General features: G+C 72.6%; 22 protein-coding genes. 12 read left to right on the forward strand and 10 right to left on the reverse strand.

Features of this window, described 5'->3' with window-relative positions; translation table 11 throughout:
• Positions 1–178: 178 nt before the first annotated feature.
• Positions 179–1,180 carry a PP2C family protein-serine/threonine phosphatase gene (locus ACYVOO_RS00905; RefSeq protein WP_461013853.1) on the forward strand — a complete coding sequence of 334 codons (1,002 nt, stop codon included), beginning with the start codon at positions 179–181 and terminating at the stop codon, positions 1,178–1,180.
• A 52-nt stretch (positions 1,181–1,232) separates the two neighbouring features.
• Here the strand turns inward: ACYVOO_RS00905 and ACYVOO_RS00910 are convergent, their stop codons facing one another.
• Positions 1,233–1,760, reverse strand: a complete 528-nt coding sequence (locus ACYVOO_RS00910; protein WP_461013747.1) for an ATP-binding protein — start codon at positions 1,758–1,760, stop codon at positions 1,233–1,235.
• Between the two features lie 227 nt (positions 1,761–1,987).
• Between ACYVOO_RS00910 and ACYVOO_RS00915 the strand changes: the two genes are divergently transcribed.
• From ACYVOO_RS00915 to efeB, 6 genes are all read left to right on the forward strand, one after another.
• Entirely contained in the window at positions 1,988–2,911 is a 924-nt protein-coding gene (locus ACYVOO_RS00915; protein WP_461013748.1) for a hypothetical protein, read from the forward strand.
• 290 nt (positions 2,912–3,201) lie between these two features.
• Positions 3,202–3,933, forward strand: a complete 732-nt coding sequence (locus ACYVOO_RS00920) for a YcnI family copper-binding membrane protein (RefSeq protein ID WP_461013749.1) — start codon at positions 3,202–3,204, stop codon at positions 3,931–3,933.
• Between the two features lie 207 nt (positions 3,934–4,140).
• Positions 4,141–4,845: an SCO family protein gene (locus ACYVOO_RS00925; RefSeq protein ID WP_461013750.1), complete on the forward strand. Its 705-nt coding sequence runs from the start codon at positions 4,141–4,143 to the stop codon at positions 4,843–4,845.
• The gene (locus ACYVOO_RS00930) at positions 4,842–5,357 is read left to right on the forward strand and encodes a copper chaperone PCu(A)C (RefSeq protein ID WP_461013751.1); all 516 of its coding nucleotides are present in this window, start codon (positions 4,842–4,844) and stop codon (positions 5,355–5,357) included. The genes ACYVOO_RS00925 and ACYVOO_RS00930 overlap by 4 nt, the downstream gene beginning before the upstream one ends.
• A 101-nt stretch (positions 5,358–5,458) precedes the next feature.
• On the forward strand, positions 5,459–7,513 hold the full coding sequence (locus tag ACYVOO_RS00935; protein ID WP_461013854.1) for a copper resistance protein CopC: 2,055 nt from the start codon (positions 5,459–5,461) through the stop codon (positions 7,511–7,513).
• 130 nt (positions 7,514–7,643) lie between these two features.
• Positions 7,644–8,894, forward strand: a complete 1,251-nt coding sequence (efeB, locus tag ACYVOO_RS00940; RefSeq protein WP_461013752.1) for an iron uptake transporter deferrochelatase/peroxidase subunit — start codon at positions 7,644–7,646, stop codon at positions 8,892–8,894.
• A 66-nt stretch (positions 8,895–8,960) separates the two neighbouring features.
• Here the strand turns inward: efeB and ACYVOO_RS00945 are convergent, their stop codons facing one another.
• Positions 8,961–9,611, reverse strand: coding sequence for a TIGR03086 family metal-binding protein (locus tag ACYVOO_RS00945; protein WP_461013753.1), 651 nt, complete (start codon positions 9,609–9,611; stop codon positions 8,961–8,963).
• 109 nt (positions 9,612–9,720) lie between these two features.
• Here ACYVOO_RS00945 and ACYVOO_RS00950 point away from each other — a divergent pair, with 109 nt between their 5' ends.
• Positions 9,721–10,725 carry a helix-turn-helix transcriptional regulator gene (locus tag ACYVOO_RS00950; RefSeq protein WP_461013754.1) on the forward strand — a complete coding sequence of 335 codons (1,005 nt, stop codon included), beginning with the start codon at positions 9,721–9,723 and terminating at the stop codon, positions 10,723–10,725.
• A 42-nt stretch (positions 10,726–10,767) separates the two neighbouring features.
• On the opposite strand, the gene ACYVOO_RS00955 is transcribed toward ACYVOO_RS00950, so the two are convergent.
• From ACYVOO_RS00955 to pheA, 4 genes are all read right to left on the reverse strand, one after another.
• A complete protein-coding gene (locus ACYVOO_RS00955; protein WP_453344342.1) occupies positions 10,768–11,235 on the reverse strand; it encodes a MarR family winged helix-turn-helix transcriptional regulator in 468 nt (155 codons plus the stop codon).
• A gap of 155 nt (positions 11,236–11,390) precedes the next feature.
• Positions 11,391–12,293 carry an HAD family hydrolase gene (locus tag ACYVOO_RS00960; RefSeq protein ID WP_461013755.1) on the reverse strand — a complete coding sequence of 301 codons (903 nt, stop codon included), beginning with the start codon at positions 12,291–12,293 and terminating at the stop codon, positions 11,391–11,393.
• Positions 12,290–13,567, reverse strand: a complete 1,278-nt coding sequence (gene serS / locus ACYVOO_RS00965; protein WP_461013756.1) for a serine--tRNA ligase — start codon at positions 13,565–13,567, stop codon at positions 12,290–12,292. Before serS ends, ACYVOO_RS00960 begins: the two co-directional genes overlap by 4 nt.
• A gap of 580 nt (positions 13,568–14,147) precedes the next feature.
• Positions 14,148–15,077 carry a prephenate dehydratase gene (pheA, locus tag ACYVOO_RS00970; RefSeq protein WP_461013757.1) on the reverse strand — a complete coding sequence of 310 codons (930 nt, stop codon included), beginning with the start codon at positions 15,075–15,077 and terminating at the stop codon, positions 14,148–14,150.
• A gap of 269 nt (positions 15,078–15,346) precedes the next feature.
• Between pheA and ACYVOO_RS00975 the strand changes: the two genes are divergently transcribed.
• Together ACYVOO_RS00975 and ACYVOO_RS00980 are read left to right on the forward strand one after the other, a co-directional pair.
• Positions 15,347–16,033 carry a FadR/GntR family transcriptional regulator gene (locus ACYVOO_RS00975; RefSeq protein WP_461013855.1) on the forward strand — a complete coding sequence of 229 codons (687 nt, stop codon included), beginning with the start codon at positions 15,347–15,349 and terminating at the stop codon, positions 16,031–16,033.
• A gap of 168 nt (positions 16,034–16,201) precedes the next feature.
• Positions 16,202–17,539: a CynX/NimT family MFS transporter gene (locus ACYVOO_RS00980; RefSeq protein WP_461013758.1), complete on the forward strand. Its 1,338-nt coding sequence runs from the start codon at positions 16,202–16,204 to the stop codon at positions 17,537–17,539.
• Between the two features lie 194 nt (positions 17,540–17,733).
• Here ACYVOO_RS00980 and ACYVOO_RS00985 read toward each other — a convergent pair whose 3' ends face one another.
• From ACYVOO_RS00985 to ACYVOO_RS01000, 4 genes are read right to left on the reverse strand one after another with little or no spacing between them, the layout of a single operon-like run.
• Positions 17,734–18,456: an ABC transporter permease subunit gene (locus ACYVOO_RS00985; protein ID WP_461013759.1), complete on the reverse strand. Its 723-nt coding sequence runs from the start codon at positions 18,454–18,456 to the stop codon at positions 17,734–17,736.
• 14 nt (positions 18,457–18,470) lie between these two features.
• Positions 18,471–19,388, reverse strand: a complete 918-nt coding sequence (locus ACYVOO_RS00990; RefSeq protein WP_453344336.1) for an ABC transporter ATP-binding protein — start codon at positions 19,386–19,388, stop codon at positions 18,471–18,473.
• Positions 19,389–19,393: 5 nt separating this feature from the next.
• Positions 19,394–20,353 (reverse strand): ABC transporter permease, encoded by a 960-nt coding sequence (locus tag ACYVOO_RS00995; protein WP_461013760.1) that lies wholly within the window; start codon positions 20,351–20,353, stop codon positions 19,394–19,396.
• Positions 20,343–21,485, reverse strand: coding sequence for an ABC transporter ATP-binding protein (locus ACYVOO_RS01000; RefSeq protein WP_461013761.1), 1,143 nt, complete (start codon positions 21,483–21,485; stop codon positions 20,343–20,345). Before ACYVOO_RS01000 ends, ACYVOO_RS00995 begins: the two co-directional genes overlap by 11 nt.
• Before the next feature lie 233 nt (positions 21,486–21,718).
• Here ACYVOO_RS01000 and ACYVOO_RS01005 point away from each other — a divergent pair, with 233 nt between their 5' ends.
• Both ACYVOO_RS01005 and ACYVOO_RS01010 read left to right on the forward strand, forming a co-directional pair.
• On the forward strand, positions 21,719–22,573 hold the full coding sequence (locus tag ACYVOO_RS01005; protein ID WP_453344334.1) for a M24 family metallopeptidase: 855 nt from the start codon (positions 21,719–21,721) through the stop codon (positions 22,571–22,573).
• A 125-nt stretch (positions 22,574–22,698) separates the two neighbouring features.
• Positions 22,699–24,495 carry an SDR family oxidoreductase gene (locus tag ACYVOO_RS01010; RefSeq protein ID WP_461013762.1) on the forward strand — a complete coding sequence of 599 codons (1,797 nt, stop codon included), beginning with the start codon at positions 22,699–22,701 and terminating at the stop codon, positions 24,493–24,495.
• Positions 24,496–24,503 lie beyond the last annotated feature (8 nt).

The following is a 24,503-nucleotide window of genomic DNA, read 5'->3' on the forward strand; positions in this document are numbered from 1 at the left end:
CGGCCGGTCAGGGCCGGTCGGTCAGGCCCCGAGAGGGGCGGGGCCCCGGCCCCGATAAGGAGGGGACCGGGAGCGGGGCTTTGCGTAGCCTGAAGGCGTCTGTCACGGACAAGGAAAAGAGCACACGTTGGTCACCCGGTTCCGGCCCGGACTGCTGTCCGCGTTCCCCTTCCTTGCCATGGCCGTCATCGTCGTCGCCGACATGACGGCGGGCCCCGGGGTCGGGCTGACGCCGATGATGGCGCTGGGCCCCGCCTTCGCCGGGCTGATCGGCGGCAAGCGGCGCACCGCCGCGATCGGCGTCGTCGCGCTCGGCCTCTCCTTCGCGCTCATCGTCTACAACGGCCAGGTCGGCGAGCGCCGCGGCTACGCCACGCTGATCTCCGTCGCCGGTGTCGCGGTGGCGGGCCTGGTCGCCACCGCGATGCGGCAGCGGCGCGAGGCCGAGCTGGCCAGCGTCCGGTCCATCGCGGAGGTCGCGCAGCGGGTGCTGCTGCGGCCCGTGCCGCGCAGCGCCGGGCATCTGCGGGCCGCCGTCTCCTACACCTCGGCGGTGGCCGAGGCGCGCATCGGCGGTGACCTGTACGAGGTGGTGACCTCCCCTGCCGGGGTGCGGGTCATCGTCGGCGACGTGCAGGGCAAGGGCCTGGAGGCGGTGGAGACGGCGGCCGTCGTGCTCAACGCCTTCCGGGAGGCCGCCTACGACGAACCCGACCTCGCCACCGTCGGCGACCGCCTGGAACGGGCGCTGGACCGGCATCTGCTGGGGGAGAAGTTCGTGACGGCCGTCCTGGCCGAGGTCCGCGAGCGCGACCGCGCCGTGCTGCTCAACTACGGGCACCCGGCGCCCCTGGTGATACGGCCCGACGGCACCGTCCACTACGCCGAACCGCCGGACCGCGCCCTGCCGCTCGGCCTCGGCATCCACGGCGCGCCCGCGCCGCAGCCGCACCGGGTGCCGTTCGTGCCCGGCGACCAGTTGCTCTTCTACACGGACGGCGTCAGCGAGGCCCGCGACCGCGGCAACACCTTCTATCCGCTGGAGCACCGCTCCGAGCTGCTCAAGGACCCCGATCCGGAGGCGGCGCTGGACGCCGTGCGCCAGGATCTGGAGTCGCACGTCGGGGCGCCGCTGCACGACGACGCGGCGATGCTGCTGCTGCGCTACCGGGACCAGTGAGGGGACGGGGGCGGCGGGCGCGGTCGCGGGTGCGGGTGCGGGGGGCGGGTGCTCAGGACGCCTTCAGCAGCGCGCCCGCGTCCCCGAAGCGCCGGTCCCCGCGCCACTTGAGCGTCTTGTCGAAGCTGACGACCGCGCCGCCGCCGCAGTCCGCGTGATCGCGGAAGCGGACGTGGTCGGCCAGGGATTCGATGAGGAAGAGCCCCCGGCCGTCCTCCGCGTCCACGGCGGCACGGTCCAGGGGCCCGGGTTTCCCTGATTTCCCGCGACGGCCGAATCCAGGGCCGGTGTCCGCCACCTCGATACGGCAGCGGTCGCCGTCGAGGTAGGCGGTGACGCGGTACGCGTCGTCGGAGTGCTCGCCCGTGCGGCCGGTCCCGCCGGCGCCGGGTTCGTCCGTACAGTGCTCGCCCGTACCGTGCTCGACGGCGTTGGCGCACGCCTCGGTGAGGGCGAGTGACAGGTCGTAGGAGATCTCCGGATCGACCCCCGCCGTCTCCATCGCGCCCAGCAGCAGCCTCCGGGCGAGCGGCACACTTGCCGCCTCGCGCCTCAGCTGGAGGGACCACCACATGCTCATGTCCCGACCTCCCAGGCCACGGCTCGACGGTTGGCCACGAGGCCGCCCCGGCCATACCGATACGTATTGCCGCGCCCGGCCCGCGCTACGCGCGTCGTCGACGTGATGCCGCTCATTCGGACGAGGCCCTGAACCCACATGAGCGGCAGATCGCCACGGGAGCACCTTCGTACCCTTCGTACCCTGCCGGGTCCACGGCAGCACTCCGGTGAGATGATGGCGCCGCCATGACTGCCGGGGCGGATCTCAGACTGCTGCGGGCCGCGGTGTTCACCGCGGTCTGCGTCGCGCTGTCCGCCGCCGGGCACGTCCTCGTCGGCGGGGGTGGTGTCCCCCTCTGGTCGCTGGGCCTCGGCTGCGCCGTCGTCTTCGCCGTGGCCGCGCCGCTCGCCGGGCGCGAGCGGTCGCTGCCCGGCATCGCGGCGCTTCTGGCGGTGGGACAGCTCGCGCTGCACACCCTCTTCGCCTGCGGCCAGCAGCCCGTCCCCCGCGCTTCTTCCGGGAGCGCGGAGGGGAGCGGGGGCGCCGGGAGCGGCGGCGGTGTGGTGGCGCTGGCGGAGAAGCTGCTGTGCAACGAGCACGCCGCCGGTTCCCTGAGCGAGTCCGAGGCACGGCGCGTCGTCTCCGACGCCGGGCTGTCCGCGGGGCACCTCACCCAGCAGGCCGGGCAGGCGGGCGCCTCGGGCGCCGCGCACCTGGGCCACGCGGGGCACGCCGGGCACGGCGGCGCCGAAGCGGCGGGCAGCGCGCTGACGGCCGGGTCGGCTGTCGGCACCCCGCTAGAGTGCCTGCGCGACGCGGCGCGCGCAGCGCTCTCCCTGCTCGACGGCCCCATGCTGCTGGGCCATCTGCTCGCCGCGCTCACGCTCGGCTGGCTGCTGCGCCGCGGTGAGGCCGCGCTGTGGCGGCTGGTCAGGCTCTCCGCCGAGTCGGCGGCGCCCGCAGCGGCGCGGCTGCTTCCCGTACGGGCGCTGCGTACGGCGCTCGCCTGGGTACGGGCACTGCGCGCCGGGCTGCTTCCCCAAGCCCCGGCGTGGGCGCGCGCGGAGGGGGAGCGGGACGAGAGCGCGCCCGCTTCGGCGCTCCTCCAGCACTCCGTGCACCGGCGCGGGCCGCCGCGCACGGCGGACGTGTTCGCGCTCGCGGCCTGACGCACGACGCACCGCGCCCCAGCTCTCAGCTCCGGCTTCAGCTCCAGTTCCAGTTCCAGCTCCCGTACGGGTCACCGGAACGGACCGGAACGAGACAGGAGGGGAGGGGCGGGACCGGGCGGGTGGCCGTGTGCGCCTGGACGCGCCGCGCCCCCGTGCCCCTTTTCCTCCCATCCCTCGCGTACCGCCGCGTGCCCGCCTCCGCGTGTGCCCGCGTCCGCGTACGCGTCCGTCGACCTCAGTCCGCGGACCACGACCGGTCCGCCCTGCCCTGTCGGGAGCACCCACAGATGAAGACCTCACGCCGCGACGTCGCGGCCGTCGGCGCCCTCGCCGTCTCAGCGCTCGCCGCCGTCGTCCTGTGCGCCGGACCCGCGTCCGCGCACGTCAGCGTCGATCCGCAGGAGGCCGAGCAAGGCGGCTTCGGCACCGTCAGCTTCAAGGTGCCCAACGAGCGCGACAACGCCTCGACCACCAAGCTCGAAGTCACCCTCCCCACCGACCACCCGCTCGCCTCGGTCATGCCGCAGCCGGTGCCCGGCTGGGACGTGGACGTCACCAAGTCCAAGCTGGACAAGCCGATCGAGATGCACGGCGAGAAGATCACGGAGGCCGTCACCAAGGTGACCTGGACCGGCGGGAAGATCGAGCCCGGCCAGTTCCAGCAGTTCCCCGTCTCCCTCGGACAGCTCCCGGAGGACGAGGACCAGCTCGTCTTCAAGGCGCTCCAGACGTACGACAACAAGGAGGTCGTGCGCTGGATCGAGGAGCCGGAGGAGGGGCAGCCCGAGCCCGAGAACCCGGCGCCCGTCCTCAAGCTGACGCCCGCCGCCGAGGACGAGGACGGCCACGGCGGCGGAGACGACGGCAAGCACGCGGACGACGAGGAGTCGGTCGCCGCCTCCGGTGACGACGCGAGCGGTACGGACACGACGGCGCGCGTGCTCGGCGTCGTCGGGATCGTCGTCGGTGTCGCGGGCGTCGCCTTCGGCGTGCTCGCCGGACGCAGGCGTTCCGCGTGACCGGACACGTCGCAGCGGCTGCCGGAACCGGAGCCGGAGCCGGAGCCCAAACAGGAACCGGAACCCGTACCGGAACCGGAACGGTGACCACGGGGCCGTAGCCGGCCGCCCCGTACCGCAGAGATGACCAGCGGTGCGGGCCCGCGTACGCGGCGGAACGCGTACCGGGCCCGCACCGCCCGCACCCCAGGGAAAGCCAAGACCCCCATGCGCAAGCGCACCACCCACACGACCGGCACGCGGCGCGGCCCGCGGGCCCTCGCCGCCGCCACCGCGGCCTGCGCCGCCGCCGTGCTCGTCCTCGCGGGCTGCGGCTCCTCGGACGACGGCTCGAAGGACTCGGCCGCCGAAGGACCCGCCGCCTCCGTCGAGCCGCAGAAGAAGGGCGGCGTCGTGCTCGACCGCCCCTTCGAGAAGCCGGACCTCACCCTCACCGACACCAAGGGCGAGGAGTACGACCTGATCGAGAAGACCAAGGGCAAGCCCGTGCTGCTGTACTTCGGCTACACGCACTGCCCCGACGTCTGCCCGCTGACGATGAGCAACATCGCCGTCGCCAAGTCGAAGCTGCCGAAGGACGAGCAGAAGAAGCTCCAGGTCGTCTTCGTCACCTCCGATCCCGAGCGGGACACCCCGAAGGAACTCGGCCGCTGGCTGCGCGCCCAGGACCCGTCGTTCACCGGCCTGACCGGCGACTTCGACACCATCCAGGCGGGCGCGCGCGGCCTCGGCATCAACATCGACCCCGCGTACAAGAAGAAGAACGGCGACATCGTCTCGACGCACGGCGCGCAGGTGGTGGCCTTCTCGCCCAAGGACGACAAGGCCCACGTCCTCTACACCGAGGGCAACACCTCGCCGGAGATCCTGGAGAAGGAGCTTCCGAAGATCATCAAGGGGCAGAACCCGTGAGCGCCGCAGACCCCGTGACCCCCGTACGCCGCCTCCCCGCCCTCGCGGGCACGAGCGCCCTCGCGCTCACCCTCGCCCTCGCCGTCACGGGCTGCGCGGCGGAAGCGAAACCGGAACTGAAGGTCAGCGGCGCCTATATGCCGCAGCCCGTCACCGACACCATGGCGGGCGGCTTCCTCACCGTCACCAACAGCGGCGACGAGGCCGACAAGCTGACCTCCGTCAGCAGCGACGTCGGCAAGGAGGCCGAGATCCACCGCACCGTCGGACAGAAGATGGAGCGGGTGAAGTCGCTGAAGGTGCCCGCGAACGGCGAGCTGACGCTCGGCAGGGGCGGGAACCATCTGATGTTCCTCGACCTCGAACGCAAGCCGGCCAAGGGCGAGAAGGTGTCCGTGACGCTGCGCTTCGAGAAGTCCGGCGCCATGAAGGTCTCGGTGCCCGTCGAGTCCACGAACTACGTGCCGGACGGGACCACCGGGAAGTCCAGCGGAGAATCCAGCGGGAAATGAGGGACTGACGCGTGCTGCTCACCGACACCCGCCCCGGCTCATGCTCCGGCCGCACGCGCCGGGGAAAGGGGGCGCGCCGGGCCGCCGCCCTGCCGGTCACCCTGCCAGCCGTGCTGCTCACCCTGCTGCTCGGCGTGCTCCTGAGCCTGCCCGTAGCGCTCGGCACCGCCACGCCCGCCTCGGCGCACGCCGCGCTCACGGGCAGCAGTCCGGCCGAGGGCTCCGTCGTGGACAGCGCGCCCGAAGAGGTCACGCTGAGCTTCTCCGAGGGCGTCGCGATGTCCGACGGCTCGATCCGCGTGCTGGACCCGCGCGGCAAGCGGGTCGACGAGGGCACGGTGCGCGACCTGGGCGGCGCCGACGACGCGGGCGGCGGCTCGGGGGGCAGCACCGTCAAGCGCGGCGTCGGGCTCAAGTCCGGGTTGCCTGACGGCACGTTCACCGTCGCCTGGCAGGCCGTCTCCGCCGACAGCCACCCCGTCTCCGGCGCGTTCACCTTCTCCATCGGCGCCCCCTCCGAGACCACCGCCGCCGTGCCCGAGCAGAACGCGGACGCCGGGGGCGGCACGGTGGGGGTGCTGTACGGGATCGGGCGCTACGCCGCCTACGCGGGCTTCGTGCTGCTCATCGGCGGCGCCGCCTTCGTCCTGGCGTGCTGGCCGCGCGGCGCGACGGTGCGGCCCGTGCAGCGGCTCGTGCTCACCGGCTGGGTGACGCTGACGGCGGCCACGCTGCTGATGCTGTTCCTGCGCACCCCTTATACGGGGTCGGGGGAGCTGGCGGACGCGCTCGACCTGGGCGGGCTGCGCGACGCCGTGGGGACGAAGCCGGGAGCGGCGCTGGTCTCGCGGCTGCTGCTGCTCGGGGCCTCGGCGCTGTTCGTCTCGGTGCTGTTCGGGGCGTACGCGCGCGACCGTGACAGCTCCTCGCGGCGTGACCTCGTCTTCGGCCTCGGCCTGGGCGGCACGGTGGTGGCGGCCGGCCTCGGCGCGACGTGGGCCATGGCCGAGCACGCCTCCACCGGCATCCAGACGGGTCTGGCCATGCCCGTCGACGTGGTCCACCTCCTCGCGGTGGCCACCTGGCTGGGCGGGCTCGCCGCACTGCTGGTCAGCCTCTACTGGGGCCCGCCGATCGAGCGCGCCGCCGTGCTGCGCTTCTCGCGGCTGGCGTTCTGGAGCGTGACGGTGCTCGCGGCGACGGGGCTCTACCAGTCCTGGCGCCAGGTCGGTTCCTGGAGCGCGCTGACCGGTACGTCGTACGGGCAGCTCCTGATCGTCAAGGTGGGCCTCGTGGCGCTGCTGGTCGGCATCGCCTGGATCTCGCGACGGTGGACGGCGAGGCTGGGAGAGACGGCGGAGGCGACGGAGACGGACGCGGACCCTGCGGAGCGGGAGCGGGAGCGGCCCGAGCCCGCAGCCGTGGGGAAGGGTGCTGCCGAGACCTCCACCCGGACCTCCGGAACCCCGGGCGAGGGCACCGGCGCCGGTTCCGGCGCCGGCGCCGGAACCGGAACCTCCGAGAACCCCGGCGAGGCGACGGGCACCGGCCACGGGGAACCCGCCGACCCGAAGCGCGCCGCGCAACTCGCCCGTCAGCGCACCGCCATGGACGCCGCCCGCCGCAAGAAGACGCGCGACGCCGACCCCGTACGCGCGGGCCTGCGCCGCTCGGTCCTCGTCGAGGCGGGCATCGCCGTCGTGCTGCTCGCCGTGACGACGGTGCTGACGGGCACGGAGCCGGGCCGTACGGAAGAGGCGGCCCGCGCGGCGGGCAACGGCTCGGCGGGGGCACCGGCCGAGCGCGGCGGACCCGTCGAACTCGACGTACCGTTCGACACGGGCGGCGAGCACGGCAAGGGCACCGCCTCCCTCCAGCTCGACCCGGGCCGTACGGGCGACAACACCCTCCACCTCCTCACCACCGACCCGGAGGGGACGCCCCTGTCCGTCCCCGAGGTGAAGGTCGCCCTCACGCTGCCCGCCAAGGACATCGGCCCGATCCCCGTCACCCTGGAACCGGTGGCGGGCGAGAACGGCCACTGGGCCGCCACCGGGGTCCAGTTGCCCATGGCGGGACGCTGGAAGGTGGCCGTAACCGTCCGTACGTCGGACATCGACCAGGTGACCGAGAACAGGACGGTGAGGGTGGGATGAGCCGGACGCGTACGTTCCGCACCGCCAGGCCCACCCGCACCGCCAGGCCCACCAGGACCGCCGCACACCCGGCGCCCACCGAACCCCTTACCGCTCCCCGTACCGACCCGCACCCGAAGGCCCGCACCTCATGACCCAGCACGACCACGAACCGCTCGAACCCCGTGCCGTCTCCCGCCGCCGCCTGCTGGGCACCGTCGGCGCGGCGGGGCTGGCGGTCGGCGCGACCGGCGGCGCGGTCGCGAGCGCCGCCGTACGGGACGAGCCGCCCACGGCGCTGACCTCGCTCGGCGCCACCCGGGTGCCGTTCCACGGCACCCACCAGGCGGGCATCCTCACCCCGCAGCAGGCGCACGGCCATCTCGCCGCGTTCGACCTCGCGCCCGGCGCGGGGCGCAAGCAGGCCGCCGCGCTGCTGCGGCGCTGGTCGGCGACGGCGCGCGAGCTGATGGAGGGCGAGGCGCAGGGCGGCGGCCGGGACACGGGCATCGCCCTGGACGCGGGCCCCTCCTCCCTCACCGTGACCTTCGGTTTCGGGCGCGCCTTCTTCTCCCGTACGGGACTTACGGACCAGCTGCCGACCGAGCTGGCACCGCTGCCGGAGTTCTCGGCCGACGCGCTCGACAAGGACCGCTCGGACGGCGAGCTGTGGGTGCAGATCGGCGCGAACGACGCGCTGGTCGCCTTCCACGCGCTGCGCGCGCTCCAGCGGGAGGCCGGGGAGACGGCGAAGCTGCGCTGGCAGATGAACGGCTTCAACCGCTCCCCCGGCGCGACCTCCCACCCCATGACGGTCCGCAATCTCATGGGCCAGGTCGACGGCTCCAACAACCCCAAGCCCGGCGAGAAGGACTTCGACGCGCGCGTCTTCGTCCCCGCCTCCGGCACGCCCGCGTGGATGGCGCACGGCTCGTACGCCGTCGTACGCCGCATCCGCATGCTGCTCGACGACTGGGACAAGAAGTCCCTGGCCGAGCAGGAACGCGTCATCGGCCGCCGCAAGTCCGACGGCGCCCCGCTCACGGGCGGCTCCGAGGACACGGAACCCGACCTGGACAAGCGGTCGGCCGACGGCTCACCCGTGATCGCCGCCGACGCGCACGTCCGCGTCACCTCCCCGGACACCAACGGCGGCGCCGCGATGCTGCGCCGTCCCTTCTCGTACCACGACGGCTTCCGCGACGACGGCGCGCCCGACGCGGGACTGCTGTTCATCGCGTGGCAGGCCGACCCGCTGCGCGGCTTCGTCCCGGTGCAACGCAAGCTCGACCGAGGCGACGCCCTCTCCCGCTTCACCCGCCACGAAGCCAGCGCCCTGTTCGCGGTGCCGGGCGGGCCGGGGAAGGGCGAGTACGTGGGGCAGCGGCTGCTGGAGGGGTAGGGCCGAGGACCGTTCATACGGGCTCGGCCCTCGCCGGGCGGCACGGGCAGCGGCACTGGCGCGGGGTCAGCGGTTCCGCGCCGCCCAGTCCGTGCGCCGTCCGAGCCAGGCAGCCAACTGCCCGTAGACGTCGGCGCCCTCGGGCACCTCGCGCACCGGGCCGAACGGGACGCCCTCTCCCCTGCGCTCCTCGCCCACGGCCAGGCGGGCGACGGCGAGCGCGAACTCCCCCGGCCCGGGGTCGAGTCCGATCTCCGTGTCCAGGGCCTGCGCCAGGTCCCAGATGTGGGTGACATTCTCCATGACGAAGCCCGCGAGCGCGGCACGGCCCGGCACCGTGCCCCAGGGCACGGTCATGGGGGCGTCCAGCTTCGCGTCGTCCTCCCAGGCGGCGAGCGCCAGCGCGCTGGCCTTCTCGTACTCGGCCGCCCAGGCGGCGGCGTCCCCGTCGTCGGCCGGGGCTGCGGAGACGGCGGCGCCCTTGGTCCCGCCCTCCGCGACGAGGGCGACGCCGTGCATGCCCTCCACGAGGTGCGCGATCAGCGCCCGTACGTCGAACTCCTCGCACGGGGTCGGGGCCACCATCCGCTCCCTCGGCACGGCCGCGATCAGCTCGGCGAGCCGGGCCGAGGTCCGCGCGTACAGGGGGCGCGGGTCCGCCCTGTGGTCCTGCGGCGCGGGGGCCTTCGGCGCGGGGGCGTTCACTTCTGCGGTCATGGCGGCTCACTCTCCGATCGGTGCGCGGCCCGGGAATCCCCGGCCGCGTGAGCAGCCTGGAGCAATAACCTGACAACGGCCGTCAGGTTTTCGCGGCACCCTGGGAAGCGTGAAATCCGACCGGCTGCTCTCCATCCTCCTGCTGCTCCAGACCCGTGGCCGCGTCAACGCGGACGAGCTGGCGCGGCGCCTCGAGGTGTCCACGCGCACCATCTACCGCGACATCGAGGCGCTCTCCGCCGCCGGCGTCCCCGTCTACGCCGAGCGCGGGCGGCACGGCGGCATCGCGCTGCTGCCCGGCTTCCGTACGGACGTCACGGGGCTCACGTCCGACGAGGCGCGGGCGCTGTTCGTCCTCACCGCCAGGACGGCGCAGGGCGCGCACTCGGCGCTCGGTCTTGAGGGCGCGCTCGGCTCGGCGCTGCGCAAGGTGATGGCGGCGCTGCCCGCGCCGCACCGGCCTGCGGCCGAACTCACCAGCCGACGCATCCTCGTCGACCCCGAACGCTGGCGCGCCGGGCCGCGCTCGGCCGTCGATCTCGACACCCTGCACACGGCGGTCTTCGCCGACCGGCGGCTGCGCCTGCGCTACCGCCACAGCGGCGAGACCCGCCACCGCACCTACACCGTCGACCCGTACGGCCTGGTCTCCAAGGCGGGCACCTGGTATCTCGTCGCCGACCGCCGGGGCAGCGCCCAGCTCTTCCGCGCCGACCGCGTCGCCTCGGCCGAGGTCCTGGACGCGCCCGTGCGGCGCAGGGAGGGCGTGGAGCTGGCGGACGCGTGGGAGGGGCTGCGCCGTCAGGTCGAGGACCGGCCCACGCAGGTGCGGGTCGGCGTGCGGGTGCGCAGGAGCCGTCTCGACATGTTCGCCCGCATCATGGGCCCGGCCCTGGTGGGGATGCCGGGCAAGGGCGAGGGCGAAGGCGAAGACGAGGGCACGGCGGACACCGTCGACGTCGAGCTGGACCTGGCCGTGCTGCGCGCCGTACGGCAACTGCTCCAGTTCGGCACGGAGATCGAGGTGCTGGGCCCGCCCGAGGCGCGGGCCGAACTCGCCCGCGCCGCCGCCTCCGTCGCCCGCCTCTACGAGGACGACGGGCTGGACGCCTGACGGCGGAGGACGCGTACCCGTACCCGTACCTGCGCCGACGGGTCAGCTCGGCAGCGGTCCGTCGTCGGAACCGGCGAGCACGGCGCGGCAGATCTCGTGCAGTTGGCCGACCTGCTCCGGTGTGAGGTGGTCGAAGAGGGAGAGCCGCGCCTGCTCCACATGGCCGGGAGCCGTCGCCTCCAGTTCGGTGAACCCGGTGTCGGTGAGCGTCGCCAGCGTCGTCCTGTGGTCCCCCGAGTGGCGGCCCCTGCTCACCCAGCCCTTGTCCTCCAGCTTGGCCACGGCGTGCGACAGCCTGCTCGGCGACGAACGCGTGCGCCGCGCCAGCTCGGTCATCGTCAGCGTGCGGCGGTCCGCCTCCGAGAGCATCGCCAGGATCAGGTAGTAGGCGTGCGGCATCCCCGCGTCGCGCTGCAACTGCCGGTCCAGCGACTCCCGTACGCGCTGCGAGGCGCCCAGAAACGCCCGCCACGCCGCCTGTTCCTCGTTGTTCAGCCACCGCGTGCCCATGCGGTCAGCGTACGAGGGCGAAGGGCCGCGACATGCGCCGACGCCCCCTGGCCGGCGTCACCCGTACGGCTCATTCTCAACCGGACCCCGGCCCTCCGGCCCCCGCGCCGCTCGGCCGGGCACGCTCAGCCCGGACACGCTCAGCCCCGGCACGCTCAGCCGAGCATCCGCTCCAGGACCTCGGCGATGCCGTCTTCGTCGTTCGACGAGGTGACCTCGTCCGCGACGGCCAGCAGCTCGGGGTGCGCGTTGGCCATGGCGACGCCGTGCGCCGCCCAGGCGAACATCGGCAGGTCGTTGGGCATGTCGCCGAAGGCGATCGTGTCCGCGGCCGTCACGCCCAGCCTGCGCGCGGCGAGCGCGAGCCCCTTCGCCTTGCTGAGCCCCAGCGGCAGCAGCTCGACGACGCCCTCGCCCGCCATGATCACGCCCACGAGATCGCCGACGGCGGAGCGCGCGGCCGTCGCGAGGTCGTCGTCGCCGAGGGTGGGGTGCTGGATGTAGAGCTTGTTCAGGGGCTCCGCCCACAGCTCGGCCGGGTCCGTGTACGGCAGGCTGGGCAGCGTCGACGCCTCGTGGACGCGGTAACCCGGGCCCACCAGCACCTCGCCGTCCACGCCGTCGCGCGAGGCGGCCAGCATGAGCGGCCCGACCTCGGCCTCGATCTTCGCCAGCGCCAGCCCGGCGAGCTGCCGGTCCAGCGTCATGGAGGTGAGCAGCCGCCGCTCGCCCGCGTCGTAGACCTGCGCGCCCTGGCCGCAGACGGCCAGCCCCTCGTAGCCGAGGTCCTCCAGCACGTGCCTGGTCCAGGGCACAGCGCGGCCGGTGACGACGATGTGCGCGGCGCCGCGCGCGCACGCCGCCTTCAGCGCCTCGCGCGTGCGCGGCGAGATCGTGTCGTCGCCGCGCAGCAGTGTGCCGTCGAGGTCGGTCGCGACGAGGCGGTACGGGAAGGCGCCGTCGGGCGCGGTACCGGCCTCGGCGTCGGGTCCGGCGTCGGTCTCGGCGTCGGTGCGAGGCGCTGGCAGGGGCGCGGGGGAGGAGGCGGGGGCGCTCACTTCGCGACCGGCTCCAGGACCTCTCGTCCGCCCAGATACGGGCGCAGCACCTCGGGGACGCGCACGGATCCGTCGGCCTGCTGGTGGTTCTCCAGCAGCGCGACGATCGTGCGGGGCACCGCGCACAGGGTGCCGTTCAGGGTGGCCAGCGGCCGTACCTTCTTGCCCTCGCGCATGCGGATCGACAGCCTTCGCGACTGGAACTCGGTGCAGTCCGAGGTCGACGTCAGCTCGCGGAACTTGCCCTGGGTCGGGATCCACGCCTCGCAGTCGTACTTGCGCGCCGCCGAGGAGCCGAGATCGCCGGTGGCCACGTCGATCACCTGGAACGGCAGCTCCAGGCTCGTCAGCCACTGCTTCTCCCACTCCAGCAGCCGCAGGTGCTCGGCCTCCGAGTCCTCGGGCGCGACGTAGGAGAACATCTCCACCTTGTCGAACTGGTGGACCCGGAAGATGCCGCGGGTGTCCTTGCCGTACGAGCCCGCCTCGCGCCGGAAGCAGGGCGAGAAGGCGGCGTAGCGCAGGGGGAGCTGCTCGGCGTCGAGGATCTCGTCCATGTGGTAACCGGCGAGGGGGACCTCGGAGGTGCCGACGAGGTAGAAGTCGTCCTTCTCCAGGTGGTACACGTCCTGCGCGGCCTGGCCGAGGAAGCCGGTGCCCTCCATGGCCTGCGGCTTCACGAGCGCGGGCGTCAGCATCGGCGTGAACCCGGCGGCCGTGGCCTGGGCGACGGCCGCGTTGACGAGCGCCAGCTCCAGGAGCGCGCCGACGCCGGTGAGGTAGTAGAAGCGCGAGCCTGAGACCTTGGCGGCGCGCTCGGTGTCGATGGCGCCGAGGAGCTGGCCCAGCTCCAGATGGTCGCGGGGCTCGAAGCCCTCGGCCGCGAAATCGCGCGGGGTGCCGATCGTCTCGCGGACGGTGAAGTCCTCTTCGCCGCCGACGGGGACGTCCGGGTGGACGAGGTTGCCGAGGCCGCGCAGCAGCCGCTGGGTCTCCTCCGCCGCCTCGTTCTGCTCGGCGTCGGCCGCCTTGACCGCGGCGGACAGCTCGCCCGCGCGCTGGAGCAGCTCCGCCTTCTCGTCGCCCGTGGCCTTGGGGATGAGCTTGCCGAGCTGCTTCTGCTCGGAGCGCAGTTCGTCGAAGCGGACGCTGGACGTCCTTCGCCGCTCGTCGGCGGAGAGCAGGGCGTCGACGATGCCGACGTCCTCTCCACGGGCGCGCTGGGAGGCGCGCACTCGGTCGGGGTCCTCACGGAGCAGGCGAAGGTCAATCACCCCGCCAGGGTACCGGGGAGCCCGAGCGGGCCTCGACCGGATAACACGCACCCTCACCGGTGGGTACTTTTGCCCGTTTTGTGGCGCATTGCCAATTCCCACGAATGCGTCAAGACGAATTCCCCGACCCGCCCGAAAGGGGCACTCGCGGCATGGTGGCGGGCCGATCTGGCCTGCCGGTGAAGGGAGTTGGGGCGGAGGGCTGAGCGGGGACTGGGCGGTGACGGCGAAAACTTATCCACAGCCTGGGGGGCTTTCCCTGTGTTTTCCACAGGGCTCGCTCTCCGCCTGTGGAAATTGAACGGCTCGTTCCGCCCAGATTTCCGGCTGGCACAGAATCCCCGGTTCAAACCGTCGCTACACACTCATTCGAGCGGGATTGGCTCACTCCAAAGAGTTGATCGGGGGAATTGGCGTGACGAGGATGGAGGTGCGGTGCTGTGGAGGACTCTGCGGTCTCCATGCGGTTTTGTCGACACTGCCCGATTCGTCTGTCGACTTATGCACAGGTCGCCCCACACCCCTGTGGATAACTCTGTGGAGTCCCTGGGCGCCCTGGGCCCGCCCGTCCGGGGTGTCCTCAGACCCGTCCGTCGAGGCAGCGCGTCAGCCAGTCGGCGGCCTCCACGAACTCCTCGTCCGTCGTCCCGTGCCGCAGCTCCGGGCGCACCTCGTCGGCCCGCGGATACGAGCCCAGATAGCGCACCCGGTCGCACGCCCGCTTGAGCCCCATCAACACTTCGCCGACGCGCCGGTCCGAAACGTGGCCCTCGCAGTCGACGGAGAAGCAGTAGCGGCCGATGCCCTCGCCGGTCGGCCGCGATTCGATGCGCATCATGTTGACCCCGCGCGCCGAATACTCCTGGAGCAGTTCCAGCAGTGCGCCCGGGTGGTCCTCGCGCAGCCAGAAGACGACGGAGGTCTTGTCGGCGCCCGTGGGCGCGGCCGGGCGCGCGGGACGTCCCACCAGCACGAAGCGCGTCTCCGCGTTCTCCGCGTCGTGGATGTCCGTCACCAGCGGTTCGAGCCCGTAGGTGGCAGCCGCGAACTCACCGGCGAAGGCCGCGTCGTACCTGCCCTCCTGCACGAGGCGCGCGCCGTCCGCGTTGGAGGCCGCCGACTCCCACGCCGCCTCCGGCAGGTTCTCCCCCATCCAGCGCCGCACCTGCGGCTGGGCCACGGGGTGGCCCGTCACCGTCTTCACGTCGTCCAGCGTCGTCCCCGGCCGCACCAGCAGCGCGAAGGCGATGGGCAGCAGCACCTCGCGGTAGATCATCAGCGGGCGTCCGCCGGACAGCTCGTCGAGCGTCGCGGTGACGCCGCCCTCGACGGAGTTCTCGATCGGTACGAGCGCGGCGGCGGCCTCCCCGTTCCGTACGGCGTCCAGTGCGGCGGGCACCGACACCATCGGGACCAGCTCACGCGTGGCCGCCTCCGGCAGGGTGCGGATGGCGGCCTCGGTGAAGGTCCCCTCGGGACCGAGATACGTGTAACGGCTCGCAGGTGACATACCGCAACGGTAGTCCGGGGCCCGAAGCCACCGCGGCCCGTCTCACGTACCGGGCCACTGCCGGGCCACGGGGTCACCGGGCGGGGCGGGGCCACCCGGCCCGTGAGGTCCCGGAAGGTTCCGTGGGGCCCCGTGGGGTCCCGTGGGGTTCGGAGGCGAACAGTTGTAGGATGACTGGGCAACCGGGCGAATCCCCGTCCGGGACGACGGACGCGAGGGTTCCGGGCCTGTGGGTTCCGGGCCCGGACACCACGGGCGAGGAGAGCGGCATGGCACTGCGGGCAGCGGGACGCCAGTCCCTGGTCGACACGGTCGTCGACGCGCTGCGGGCCCAGCTCACAGCGGGCGAGTGGGCGGTCGGCGACCGCATCCCCACCGAGCACGCCCTCGCCGAACAGCTCCAGGTCGGCCGCAACACGGTCCGCGAGGCCGTGCGCGTCCTCGTGCACGCCGGGATGCTCCGCTCGCGCCAGGGCGAGGGCACCTTCGTCGTCTCCTGCGCCGACCCCGGCGAGATCATGCGGGGCGTGCAGCGTGCCGGGGTACGGGACGTGCTGGAGCTGCGCATCGCCCTGGAGGCCGAGGGCGCCCGGCTCGCCGCGCTGCGCCACGAGCCCGCCGACATCGCGCGGATGCGGGAGATCCTGGCGGCGCAGCGGGGCCTGGAACGGCAGCACGAGCTGTACGCCGACTACGACGTGGACTTCCACATCGCCGTCGTCGAGGCCGCGCACAACGCGGCGCTCAGCGCGACGTACCGCTGGTTCAGCTCCTCCGTGCGCGAGGCGCTCGTCACCTCGCTGAGCGACGAGCGGATGCCGTTCATCGACGACGGTCCGCACGAGGCCCTCGTCGACGCCATCGCCTCCGGCGACCCCGAGGTGGCCGAGCGGACGGCGCGGGCGCTGCTGGACGTACCGAAACGGGCCGTCGACGCGCTGCTCGCCGAGGGGTGACCGCGCACCGCCGGGTCCGCACTTTCCGGCACGCACCCGCCTTTCGCAGCCATTCCGGCTTTCCGGCGCCCCCTTTCTTTCTCCGATCCCCATTTCTCCCTTCTCCGGCGTGGCAGCGTCGCCACAGCCCTCCTTCTCCGAGCACCACTGGAAAGAGGCAGTCTCCGTATGTCCCCACACCCTCATCAGGAAGGGCTCATAGAGGCCGAACTGATCGACGCCGAGGAGGACCTGGCACCGGTCCCCGCCGTGGCCGCGGCCAGGAAGCGGCTGCGTACGGCGCACCCCTGGCTGCTCCTCGTCGGCATCGTGCTCGCGTCGCTCAACATGCGTGCCGCCCTGGCCGGGGTGTCGCCCGTGCTCGGGGAGATCGGCGACCACTTCGGGCTCACCGCGACCACCAGCAGCCTGGTCACGACCATTCCGCTGGTCTTCATGGGCCTGGCCTCGCCCCTGGGGCCGAAGCTGGCGCGACGCTGGGGTACCGAGGCCGTGCTCCTGGGCGCGCTGGTGCTGCTCGCGTGCGGCATCGTGCTGCGGATCGCGCCGCCCGTCGCCGCGCTGTTCGGCGGGTGCGCCGTGGTGGGCACGGGCATCGCGCTGCTGAACGTGCTGATGCCCGGCCTGATCAAGCGGGACTTCCCCGAGCGGGCCGCCGGGATGACCGCGCTGTACTCGACGGCGATGATCCTGGGCGCGACCGTTTCGGCCGCCGCCGCCGTTCCCCTGGAGCGCGCGCTGGGCGGCTGGCAGGGCTCGCTGGTCTCGTGGTCGCTGCTGGCGGCGGTGGCCGCGCTGGTGTGGGTGCCGCAGACCGTGCTCGCGCGCAGGGGCGTGCGGCACGGGGAGGCGGCGGCCGAGCGGGTGCGCGGGTCGGGCGCGACGGGCGCGGGCGCGGGGAGCGGCGCCGATGGCGGCCGCGAGGCCGTGCGGCTCGCGCGGTCCGGGCTGGCGTGGCAGGTGACCCTCTTCATGGGGTCGCAGTCGCTCATCGCGTACGTGACCATCGCCTGGATGCCGACGATCTTCACGGACCACGGCATGAGCCGCACCACGGCGGGGCTCGTCTTCGCGTTCAGCACGCTGGTGCAGATGGTGGGCTCGTTCATCGTGCCGACGCTGGCCGGGCGGATGCGCGACCAGCGGCTGCTGGCCGTCGCCGTCGTGCTGCTGATGGCGGCGGGCGTCGCGGGGCTCCTGGTGGCGCCGGTGGCCGGTGCCTGGGTCTGGGCGGCGCTGCTGGGCGTCGGCCAGGGCGGCACGCTGGGGCTCGCGCTGACGATGATGGTGCTGCGCACGCGTGACGCGCACACGGCGGCGCGGCTCTCGGGCATGGCGCAGACGTGGGGCTATCTGCTCGCCGCCGTGGGCCCGCTGGCCCTGGGCGCCGTCCACGACGCGACGGGCGGCTGGACCGTGCCCATCGTGCTGATGCTGGCCGTCTGCGCGGGCCTGATGGCGCTCGGCCTCGGGGCGGGGCGGGACAAGAAGCTGGGCGCCGCGTAAGACATACGCGACGGGCGGGGCGTGCGGGATCGGGCGGGGCGGCCCGCGTACGGTGCATGGCGCGCGGCCCCCTGCCCGCCCGCCCCGGTCCCGCGCGGGCCGCCGCACCGCGCGGCCGTAGGAGCCGCGCCCGCCGAGGGGGGAGGAGGCGGGCGCGGCGGTCCACTACGGGCGCGGGTGTGGGCGCGAGGGCTTTACTCCTCCCCGGCCAGCGTCAGGGAGCGCAGCTTCTGGGCCGCGAGCCAGGTGCCCCCGAGGGTCACCACGGCCAGCAGCACCAGCCCTGTGGGCAGCCCCACCTCGGACGTGATCTGCGCGCCGCTGCCCGCCGTCTTCTCGGCCAGCGACAGGGCCCACTGCTGTACGGACAGCGTCCGCGCGCCGGGCACCAGGCTGCCGAAGAGCGCCTCCCAGATCAGCGCGTAGACGAGCCCCAGGACGACCGCGTGCCGCGAGACGGTGCCCAGCAGCAGGAACAGCGCGCTGTAGGCGATCGAGGCCACGGCGGCGGCGACCGCGTAGGCCACCGCGATCTGCTGGCTGTTGCCGTTGAGGACGAACCCGGCGATCAGTGTGGGCACCGCGGAGAAGGCGACCGTGATGCCGATGGCCACGATCAGCTTGGTGACGATGATGGTGGGCCGCTTCAGGGGCTTGGCCAGCAGATAGACGACGGAGCCGTCGTCGATCTCCGGGCCGATCGCGCCCGTACCGGCGATGACGCCGATCAGCGGGACCATCGTGGCGAGCGCGAACCCGCCCAGGAGTTCGGTGGTCACCGCGTCGTCCGCGCCGACCAGGCCGCGCACGGCGACGGCGACGACGAGCAGCAGAAGCGGCAGCGCGCACAGGATCAGTGCCCTGCGCTTGCCCAGCAGGGCCCGGTAGGTGAGCCGGGCGACAGTCGGATCGAACATCACTCGTGCTCCCTTCAGGCCGCGACGAGGTAGGAGAAGACGCTTTCCAGGGACTCGTCCGAGGGCGAGACCGTGAAGAGCCTGATGTTGTTCTCGCGCGCGACGCGCGGGAGCAGTTCGGTGAAGCGGGCGAAATCGATGGCCTGGATGCGCAGGGCCCGTTCGTTCCAGTCGAGTTCGATGCCCGCCGTGGAGCCGTCGGCGATCAGCGCCGAGGCCAGCAGGCGGTCGTCGCTGGAGCGCACGAGATAGCGGTGCGGACGGTCGGTCATCAGGCGGCGGATCTTGCGGAAGTCGCCGCTGGCCGCGTGCCGTCCCGCGACGACCACCTCGATGTGCGAGGCGAGCTGCTCGACCTCCTCCAGGATGTGCGAGGAGAACAGCACGGTGCGGCCCTCGTCGCCCATGCGCCGCAGCAGGTCCATCAGGTGCATGCGCTGCCGCGGGTCCATGCCGTTGAACGGCTCGTCCAGCAGCAGCACGGACGGCTGGTGCACGAGGGCCGACGCCATCTTCACTCGCTGGCGCATGCCCTTGCTGTACGTGGAGACCTTGCGGTCCTGCGCCTGCTCCATCTCGACGGTGGCCAGCGCCTCGCGCGCCGCCGCGTCCGGGTCCGGGAGCTGGTGGAGCCGCGCGTTGGCCTGGACGAACTCCCAGCCCGTGAGGAAGTCGTACATCGACTCCCGCTCGGGGACGAGCCCGATGTGGCGGTAGACCTGCTCGTTGCGCCAGATCACCGTGCCGTCGAGGGTGACGCTTCCGGTGGAGGGCGCCAGGAAACCGCCCATCATGTTGATGAGCGTGGACTTGCCCGCGCCGTTCGGGCCGAGCAGCCCGGTGACACCGGGCCCGATCTCCATGGAGATGTCGTTGACGGCGACGACGTTCCCGAACCAGCGGGACGTGTGGTCGATATGGATCGTGGTCATGGCGGTTACAGCCCGGCCTTTCGGTAGCGGCGCAGCAGCAGGGCGTACGTCCCGGCGAGGAGCGCGGCGACGAGGAGCAGATAGAACGGCGCCTGGGCGTTGGTCAGCACCTCGCCGCCGGGGAAGCCGGACTCCCCGCCGAGGAACTTCGCCTGCACGCCGTCCATGAGCGTGCCCGGCGAGGCCAGCCCGAGCCATCCGACGGCACCGGGGCTGTCCTGCTCGCCCGCGATGGCCTGGAGCGCGGTGATCAGCATGTACGGGATGGTCAGCACGGCGATGATCGCCGCGACCCCGAAGCCCCTGCGAGGGGTGACCGCGGCGATGGCGAGCCCGATGCCCGCGTGGACCACGGCGAACAGGGCGCAGAAGACGATGCCCTGCGCGAGGTCCCGGGTCTGGTCGGCGAAGTCGAGTTTCGCGAGCAGGGCGCCCGCGTACAGGATCACGACGGGCGAGGCGACGAAGACGAAGAGCGCGGCGGAGAGGGCCGCGTACTTCGCCAGGACGTAGTCGACGCGCTCGATGGGGCGGGAGAAGTACAGCGGCACGGTCTTGTAGCGCAGGTCGAGCGAGACGGCCTGGGGCGCCACGGCGGCGATGAAGATGCCGATGACGGGCTGGAGTTGCAGCACGTACGAGCTGTTGCCGAGCGGGAGTTCCTTGGCGCTGGTGGCCACGGTGACGGCGACGACGATCGCCGCCGGCAGACAGACCACGGCGAACAGGATCATCGGCAGCACCTTGGACTTGGCCGACCGGCCGAGTCCGTAGGCGCCGCGCAGCGACTGCGCGAACAGGGAGCGGCGGGCGTAGCCGCGGCCGAGGCGCGGGCCGTCGTAGCCGCGATAGCCGATGTTGTGGATCACGTCCTCGCCGCGGGGCGCGGGCGCTGTCGCGATACCGGACGGGGTGCCGACGGGCGTGTGCTGGTCCGGGTTCTGCTGCTGGGGCTCATGCGACATCGCCGCCGCCTCCCTTCCGCGCCTGCTGGGGCTGCTCCGGCTGGTGGTGTTGAGGCGGCTGGGGCTGAGGAGGCGCCGCGCCGACGGTGGTGGGCGGGGTGGAGGCGGGGGCGGCGGCCGTGCGAGCCGGGGCACCGTCTTCCGCGCCGCGTGCGGGCGCGGAGGCGTCCGCGTCCGCGAAGACCTCGGCGATGCGGTGGCGGCGCTGTTCCATGCGGACGAGACCGAGCCCGAGATCGGCCACGGTGTCCCGGATGGTGTCGAAGACGGCCTCGTCCGACGCGTCCACCATGATCAGGTGCCCGGCCCCCGGCGCGCCCGCGCCCGCCGCCGCCGGCGCCTCGACGGCCAGCCCCGCGCGGGCCAGCGCGGCGCGGAGCGTCGCGGTCCCGTCCGGGTGCGTCTCGGTGTCGGTGACCTCCACGGCCAGCGACGTCGTCCGCTGTGTGAAGTCAGCGGTGGAGGAGGCGCGCAGCAGTTTGCCGCCGTCGATGACGACGACGTCGTCGCAGGTGCGCTCCAGCTCGCCCAGCAGGTGCGAGGTGACCAGGACCGAGATCCCGAAGTCCGTGTGGACGCGGCGGATGAGACCGAGCATCTCGTCACGCCCCGCCGGATCGAGCCCGTTGGTGGGCTCGTCCAGAAGCACGAGCTGGGGATCGTGGACGAGCGCCTGTGCCAGCTTGACGCGTTGCTTCATACCCGTCGAATAGCCGCCCATCGGCCTGTACCGCTCCTCGTACAGGCCGACGTGGCGCAGCGTGTCCGCGGTGCGCTCGCGGGCCGCCGTCGCGGGCAGCCCGGACATCCGCGCCATGTGGACGACGAACTCCGTGGCCGAGACGTCCGGCGGCAGGCAGTCGTGCTCGGGCATATAGCCGACGCGCTCGCGGATGGCCAGGCCCTCCCGCGAGACGTCCAGACCGAGGACGGTGGCGCTGCCCTCCGTCGCCGGGGACAGCCCCAGCAGAATCTTGATCAAGGTCGATTTACCGGCCCCGTTGGCGCCCACCAGGCCGGTCACACCTGGTGTGACGCCCACGGTCAGCCGGTCCAGTGCGGTCACCCGTGGGTACCGCTTGGTCAGGCTCTCTGTCGCGATCACAGTCACGCACACGACGCTAACGCCCATGTGGGGTGCGTCACGTCCCCCCAGGGTCTGGAGAAAAAGTAGTTCCCGAGGTTGAGATGCCCCTAGGGGGTCCTCCGCGAGCGGGAGCCGGGTCTCGGGGTCGGCCCGTCACGGCCTGTTACCTCGGGTATCCACAGGCGGTGCACATGTCTTGACGCCGCCACGTCCTGTTGTCACATTCATCAGTGTCAAGTTACGGCGACGGATCACGCTCAGGGACGGGACGGTTGGCCATGCCCGCAGCAGTGAACGGACGGCAAGTCTCCGCTGACCTGCGGGGATTCAGAGAAGTGCAGCAGCTCAGCTACGCGTGCGCGGAGGCGGTGGCCGCGCAGCTCAGGCCGGGCGTGACGGAGCGCGAGGCGGCCGGAATGCAGCGCGAGTGGCTGCGGGAGCGCGGGGTGCGGGACTGGTTCCATCTGCCCTTCGCCTGGTTCGGGGACCGCACGGCGTTCACGGGATTCAAGGTCCCGCTCCAGTTCTTCCCGACGAACCGGAAACTGGAGCCTGGCATGCCCTTCATCCTGGACATGGCACCTATACACAAGGGCTATACGGCCGACATCGGTTATTCGGGCTGCCTCGGCCTCAACCCCGTCCACGACCGGCTGCTGTCCGATCTCGAGGCGCACCGCGAGCTGATACTGCGCCAGGTGCGCGAGCGCCGCCCGCTCCGCGCGATATACGAGGCGGTGGAGCGCCTGATGGTCAGGCAGGGCTTCGCCAACAGGCACCGCGCGTATCCCTTCGGCGTCATCGCGCACAAGGTGGACCGCGTCAGTGACCGCCGCTGGTCACCGACCCTGTTCGGCTTCGGCACCAACTCCCTGAAGGGCCTGGCCAAGGACGCGCTGCACGGGCACAGGGACGGCTGGTCCCCGCTGTGGTCGCCGTACAGGTTCTCCGACCACCCGCCGCAGCCGGGCCTGTGGGCCGTCGAACCGCACCTCGGATTCCGGGGCACGGGCGCCAAGTTCGAGGAGATCCTCGTCGTCACCGACTCCCGGGACCCGGAGGAGAGCGCGTTCTGGCTCGACGACGACCTGCCGCACGTCCGCCGCTGGAGGGAGGAGGCGAGGGCCGCGTGAAGGGGACGGACGGCGAGGGCCGAGGCGGGCCCGGCCGAGGACGCCAAGAACAAGATCACAAGGACGGGCATCGAACCCAGTACGGACACGGGCAGGACCACGGCCACGGAGAGAGCAGGGACCAGATGAGAAGCGGAGACAGCGGCGACAGGGGCAGGATCGCCCTCGCCGCGGCGCGCGAGCGCCGGGTGCGCACACGCGAGGGCGTCGAGCTGTGCGTGGCCGAGCTGGGCGATGCCACGCAGCCGACCATCGTCCTCGTGCACGGCTTCCCGGACAGCAAGGAGGTCTGGTCCGAGGTGGCGGCGCGCCTGGCGGACCGCTTCCATGTCGTGCTCTATGACGTGCGCGGCCACGGCTGTTCGACCGCGCCCAAGCCGCTGCGCGGAGGCTTCACGCTGGAGAAGCTGACCGACGATTTCCTGGCCGTGGCGGACGCGGTCTCCCCCGGCCGGCCCGTCCATCTGGTCGGTCACGACTGGGGCTCCGTGCAGGGCTGGGAGTTCGCCACGGTCAAGCGGACCGAGGGCCGCCTGGCCTCCTTCACCTCGATGTCAGGGCCCTCGCTCGACCACTTCGGGCACTGGATCAAGAAGCGCGTCTCCCGCCCCACTCCCCGCCGGATCGCGCAGGCCCTGGGCCAGGGCGTCCGGTCCTGGTACGTGTACGCGCTGCACACCCCCGTGCTGCCCGAACTGGCCTGGAAGGGCCCTCTCGCCACGCAGTGGCCGAAGATCCTGGAGCGGATGGAGAAGGTCCCGGCCAACGGCTATCCCACCGCCTCGCTGCCCACGGACGCCGCACACGGCGCCTGGCTCTACCGCGACAACGTGCGCTCCCGGCTGCGCCGCCCACGCAACGACTGCTACGCGCACACGCCCGTCCAGCTCATCACCCCGACGGGAGACCTGTTCCTGAGCGAGCGGCTCTACGACGAACTGGAGCTGTGGGCACCGAAGCTGACCCGTCGCACCCTGCCGGCGAAGCACTGGATACCCCGCACCAGGCCCGATCAACTGGCCACCTGGATACGCGACTTCGTGACCAGCAACGAGTCGGGCGTGCCCGTCGTCGAGCACCCGCCGAGCGGGCCGTACGCGGATCGCTTCGCCGGTCAGCTCGTGCTGATCACCGGCGCGGGCAGCGGCATCGGGCGGGCCACCGCGTTCTCCTTCGCCGAAGCGGGCGCGCGCATCGTAGCCGTGGACCTGGACGCGGAGAGCGCGGCGCGCACGGCGGACATGGCACGGCTCATCGGGGCGCCGGAGGCGTGGGCCGAGACGGTGGACGTCAGCGACGAGCAGGGCATGGAGAAGCTGGCGCTCAGGGTCGCCGCCGAGTACGGCACGGTGGACGTGCTGGTCAACAACGCGGGGATAGGCGTCTCCGGATCCTTCCTGGACACCAGCGTGGAGGACTGGAAGAAGACCCTGGACGTCAATCTGTGGGGCGTCATCCACGGCTGCCGTCTCTTCGGCAAGCAGATGGCCGAGCGCGGCCAGGGCGGCCACATCGTCAACACCGCGTCGGCCGCCGCGTTCCAGCCCTCCAAGGCGCTGCCCGCCTACAGCACCTCGAAGGCGGCGGTGCTGATGCTGAGCGAGTGCCTGCGCGCGGAGCTGGCGGGCACGGGGATCGGGGTCTCGGCGATATGTCCGGGCATCGTCAACACCAACATCACCAGGAGCGCGCGCTTCACGGGGGTGGACGAGAAGGAGCAGCGCAAGCGCCAGGAGCGCAGCTCGCGGCTGTACGGGCTGCGGAACTATCCGCCCGAGAAGGTCGCCGAGGCGATCGTGCGCGCGGTCGTCCGCGATCAGGCGGTCATCCCAGTGACCCCCGAGGCCAGGGGCGCACGCCTGCTGTACCGCCTCTTCCCGGGCGCGCTGCGCGCCGTCGCACGCGTCGAGCCGCCCATCTGAGCGCGGGG

The sequence above is a fragment of the Streptomyces daliensis genome, from assembly GCF_054782395.1.

Bases quoted from the DNA above. Each gene is read 5' to 3' on its own strand.
- pheA (WP_461013757.1), bottom strand. From the start codon at position 15,077: ATGTCACCTGCGAGCCGTTACACGTATCTCGGTCCCGAGGGGACCTTC.
- ACYVOO_RS00995 (WP_461013760.1), bottom strand. From the start codon at position 20,353: ATGTCGCATGAGCCCCAGCAGCAGAACCCGGACCAGCACACGCCCGTC.
- ACYVOO_RS00975 (WP_461013855.1), top strand. From the start codon at position 15,347: ATGGCACTGCGGGCAGCGGGACGCCAGTCCCTGGTCGACACGGTCGTC.
- ACYVOO_RS01010 (WP_461013762.1), top strand. From the start codon at position 22,699: ATGAGAAGCGGAGACAGCGGCGACAGGGGCAGGATCGCCCTCGCCGCG.
- ACYVOO_RS01000 (WP_461013761.1), bottom strand. From the start codon at position 21,485: ATGGGCGTTAGCGTCGTGTGCGTGACTGTGATCGCGACAGAGAGCCTG.
- ACYVOO_RS00915 (WP_461013748.1), top strand. From the start codon at position 1,988: ATGACTGCCGGGGCGGATCTCAGACTGCTGCGGGCCGCGGTGTTCACC.
- ACYVOO_RS00910 (WP_461013747.1), bottom strand. From the start codon at position 1,760: ATGAGCATGTGGTGGTCCCTCCAGCTGAGGCGCGAGGCGGCAAGTGTG.
- efeB (WP_461013752.1), top strand. From the start codon at position 7,644: ATGACCCAGCACGACCACGAACCGCTCGAACCCCGTGCCGTCTCCCGC.
- ACYVOO_RS00905 (WP_461013853.1), top strand. From the start codon at position 179: ATGGCCGTCATCGTCGTCGCCGACATGACGGCGGGCCCCGGGGTCGGG.
- ACYVOO_RS00945 (WP_461013753.1), bottom strand. From the start codon at position 9,611: ATGACCGCAGAAGTGAACGCCCCCGCGCCGAAGGCCCCCGCGCCGCAG.
- ACYVOO_RS00955 (WP_453344342.1), bottom strand. From the start codon at position 11,235: ATGGGCACGCGGTGGCTGAACAACGAGGAACAGGCGGCGTGGCGGGCG.
- ACYVOO_RS00990 (WP_453344336.1), bottom strand. From the start codon at position 19,388: ATGACCACGATCCATATCGACCACACGTCCCGCTGGTTCGGGAACGTC.
- ACYVOO_RS00980 (WP_461013758.1), top strand. From the start codon at position 16,202: ATGTCCCCACACCCTCATCAGGAAGGGCTCATAGAGGCCGAACTGATC.
- ACYVOO_RS01005 (WP_453344334.1), top strand. From the start codon at position 21,719: ATGCCCGCAGCAGTGAACGGACGGCAAGTCTCCGCTGACCTGCGGGGA.
- ACYVOO_RS00985 (WP_461013759.1), bottom strand. From the start codon at position 18,456: ATGTTCGATCCGACTGTCGCCCGGCTCACCTACCGGGCCCTGCTGGGC.
- ACYVOO_RS00920 (WP_461013749.1), top strand. From the start codon at position 3,202: ATGAAGACCTCACGCCGCGACGTCGCGGCCGTCGGCGCCCTCGCCGTC.
- ACYVOO_RS00925 (WP_461013750.1), top strand. From the start codon at position 4,141: ATGCGCAAGCGCACCACCCACACGACCGGCACGCGGCGCGGCCCGCGG.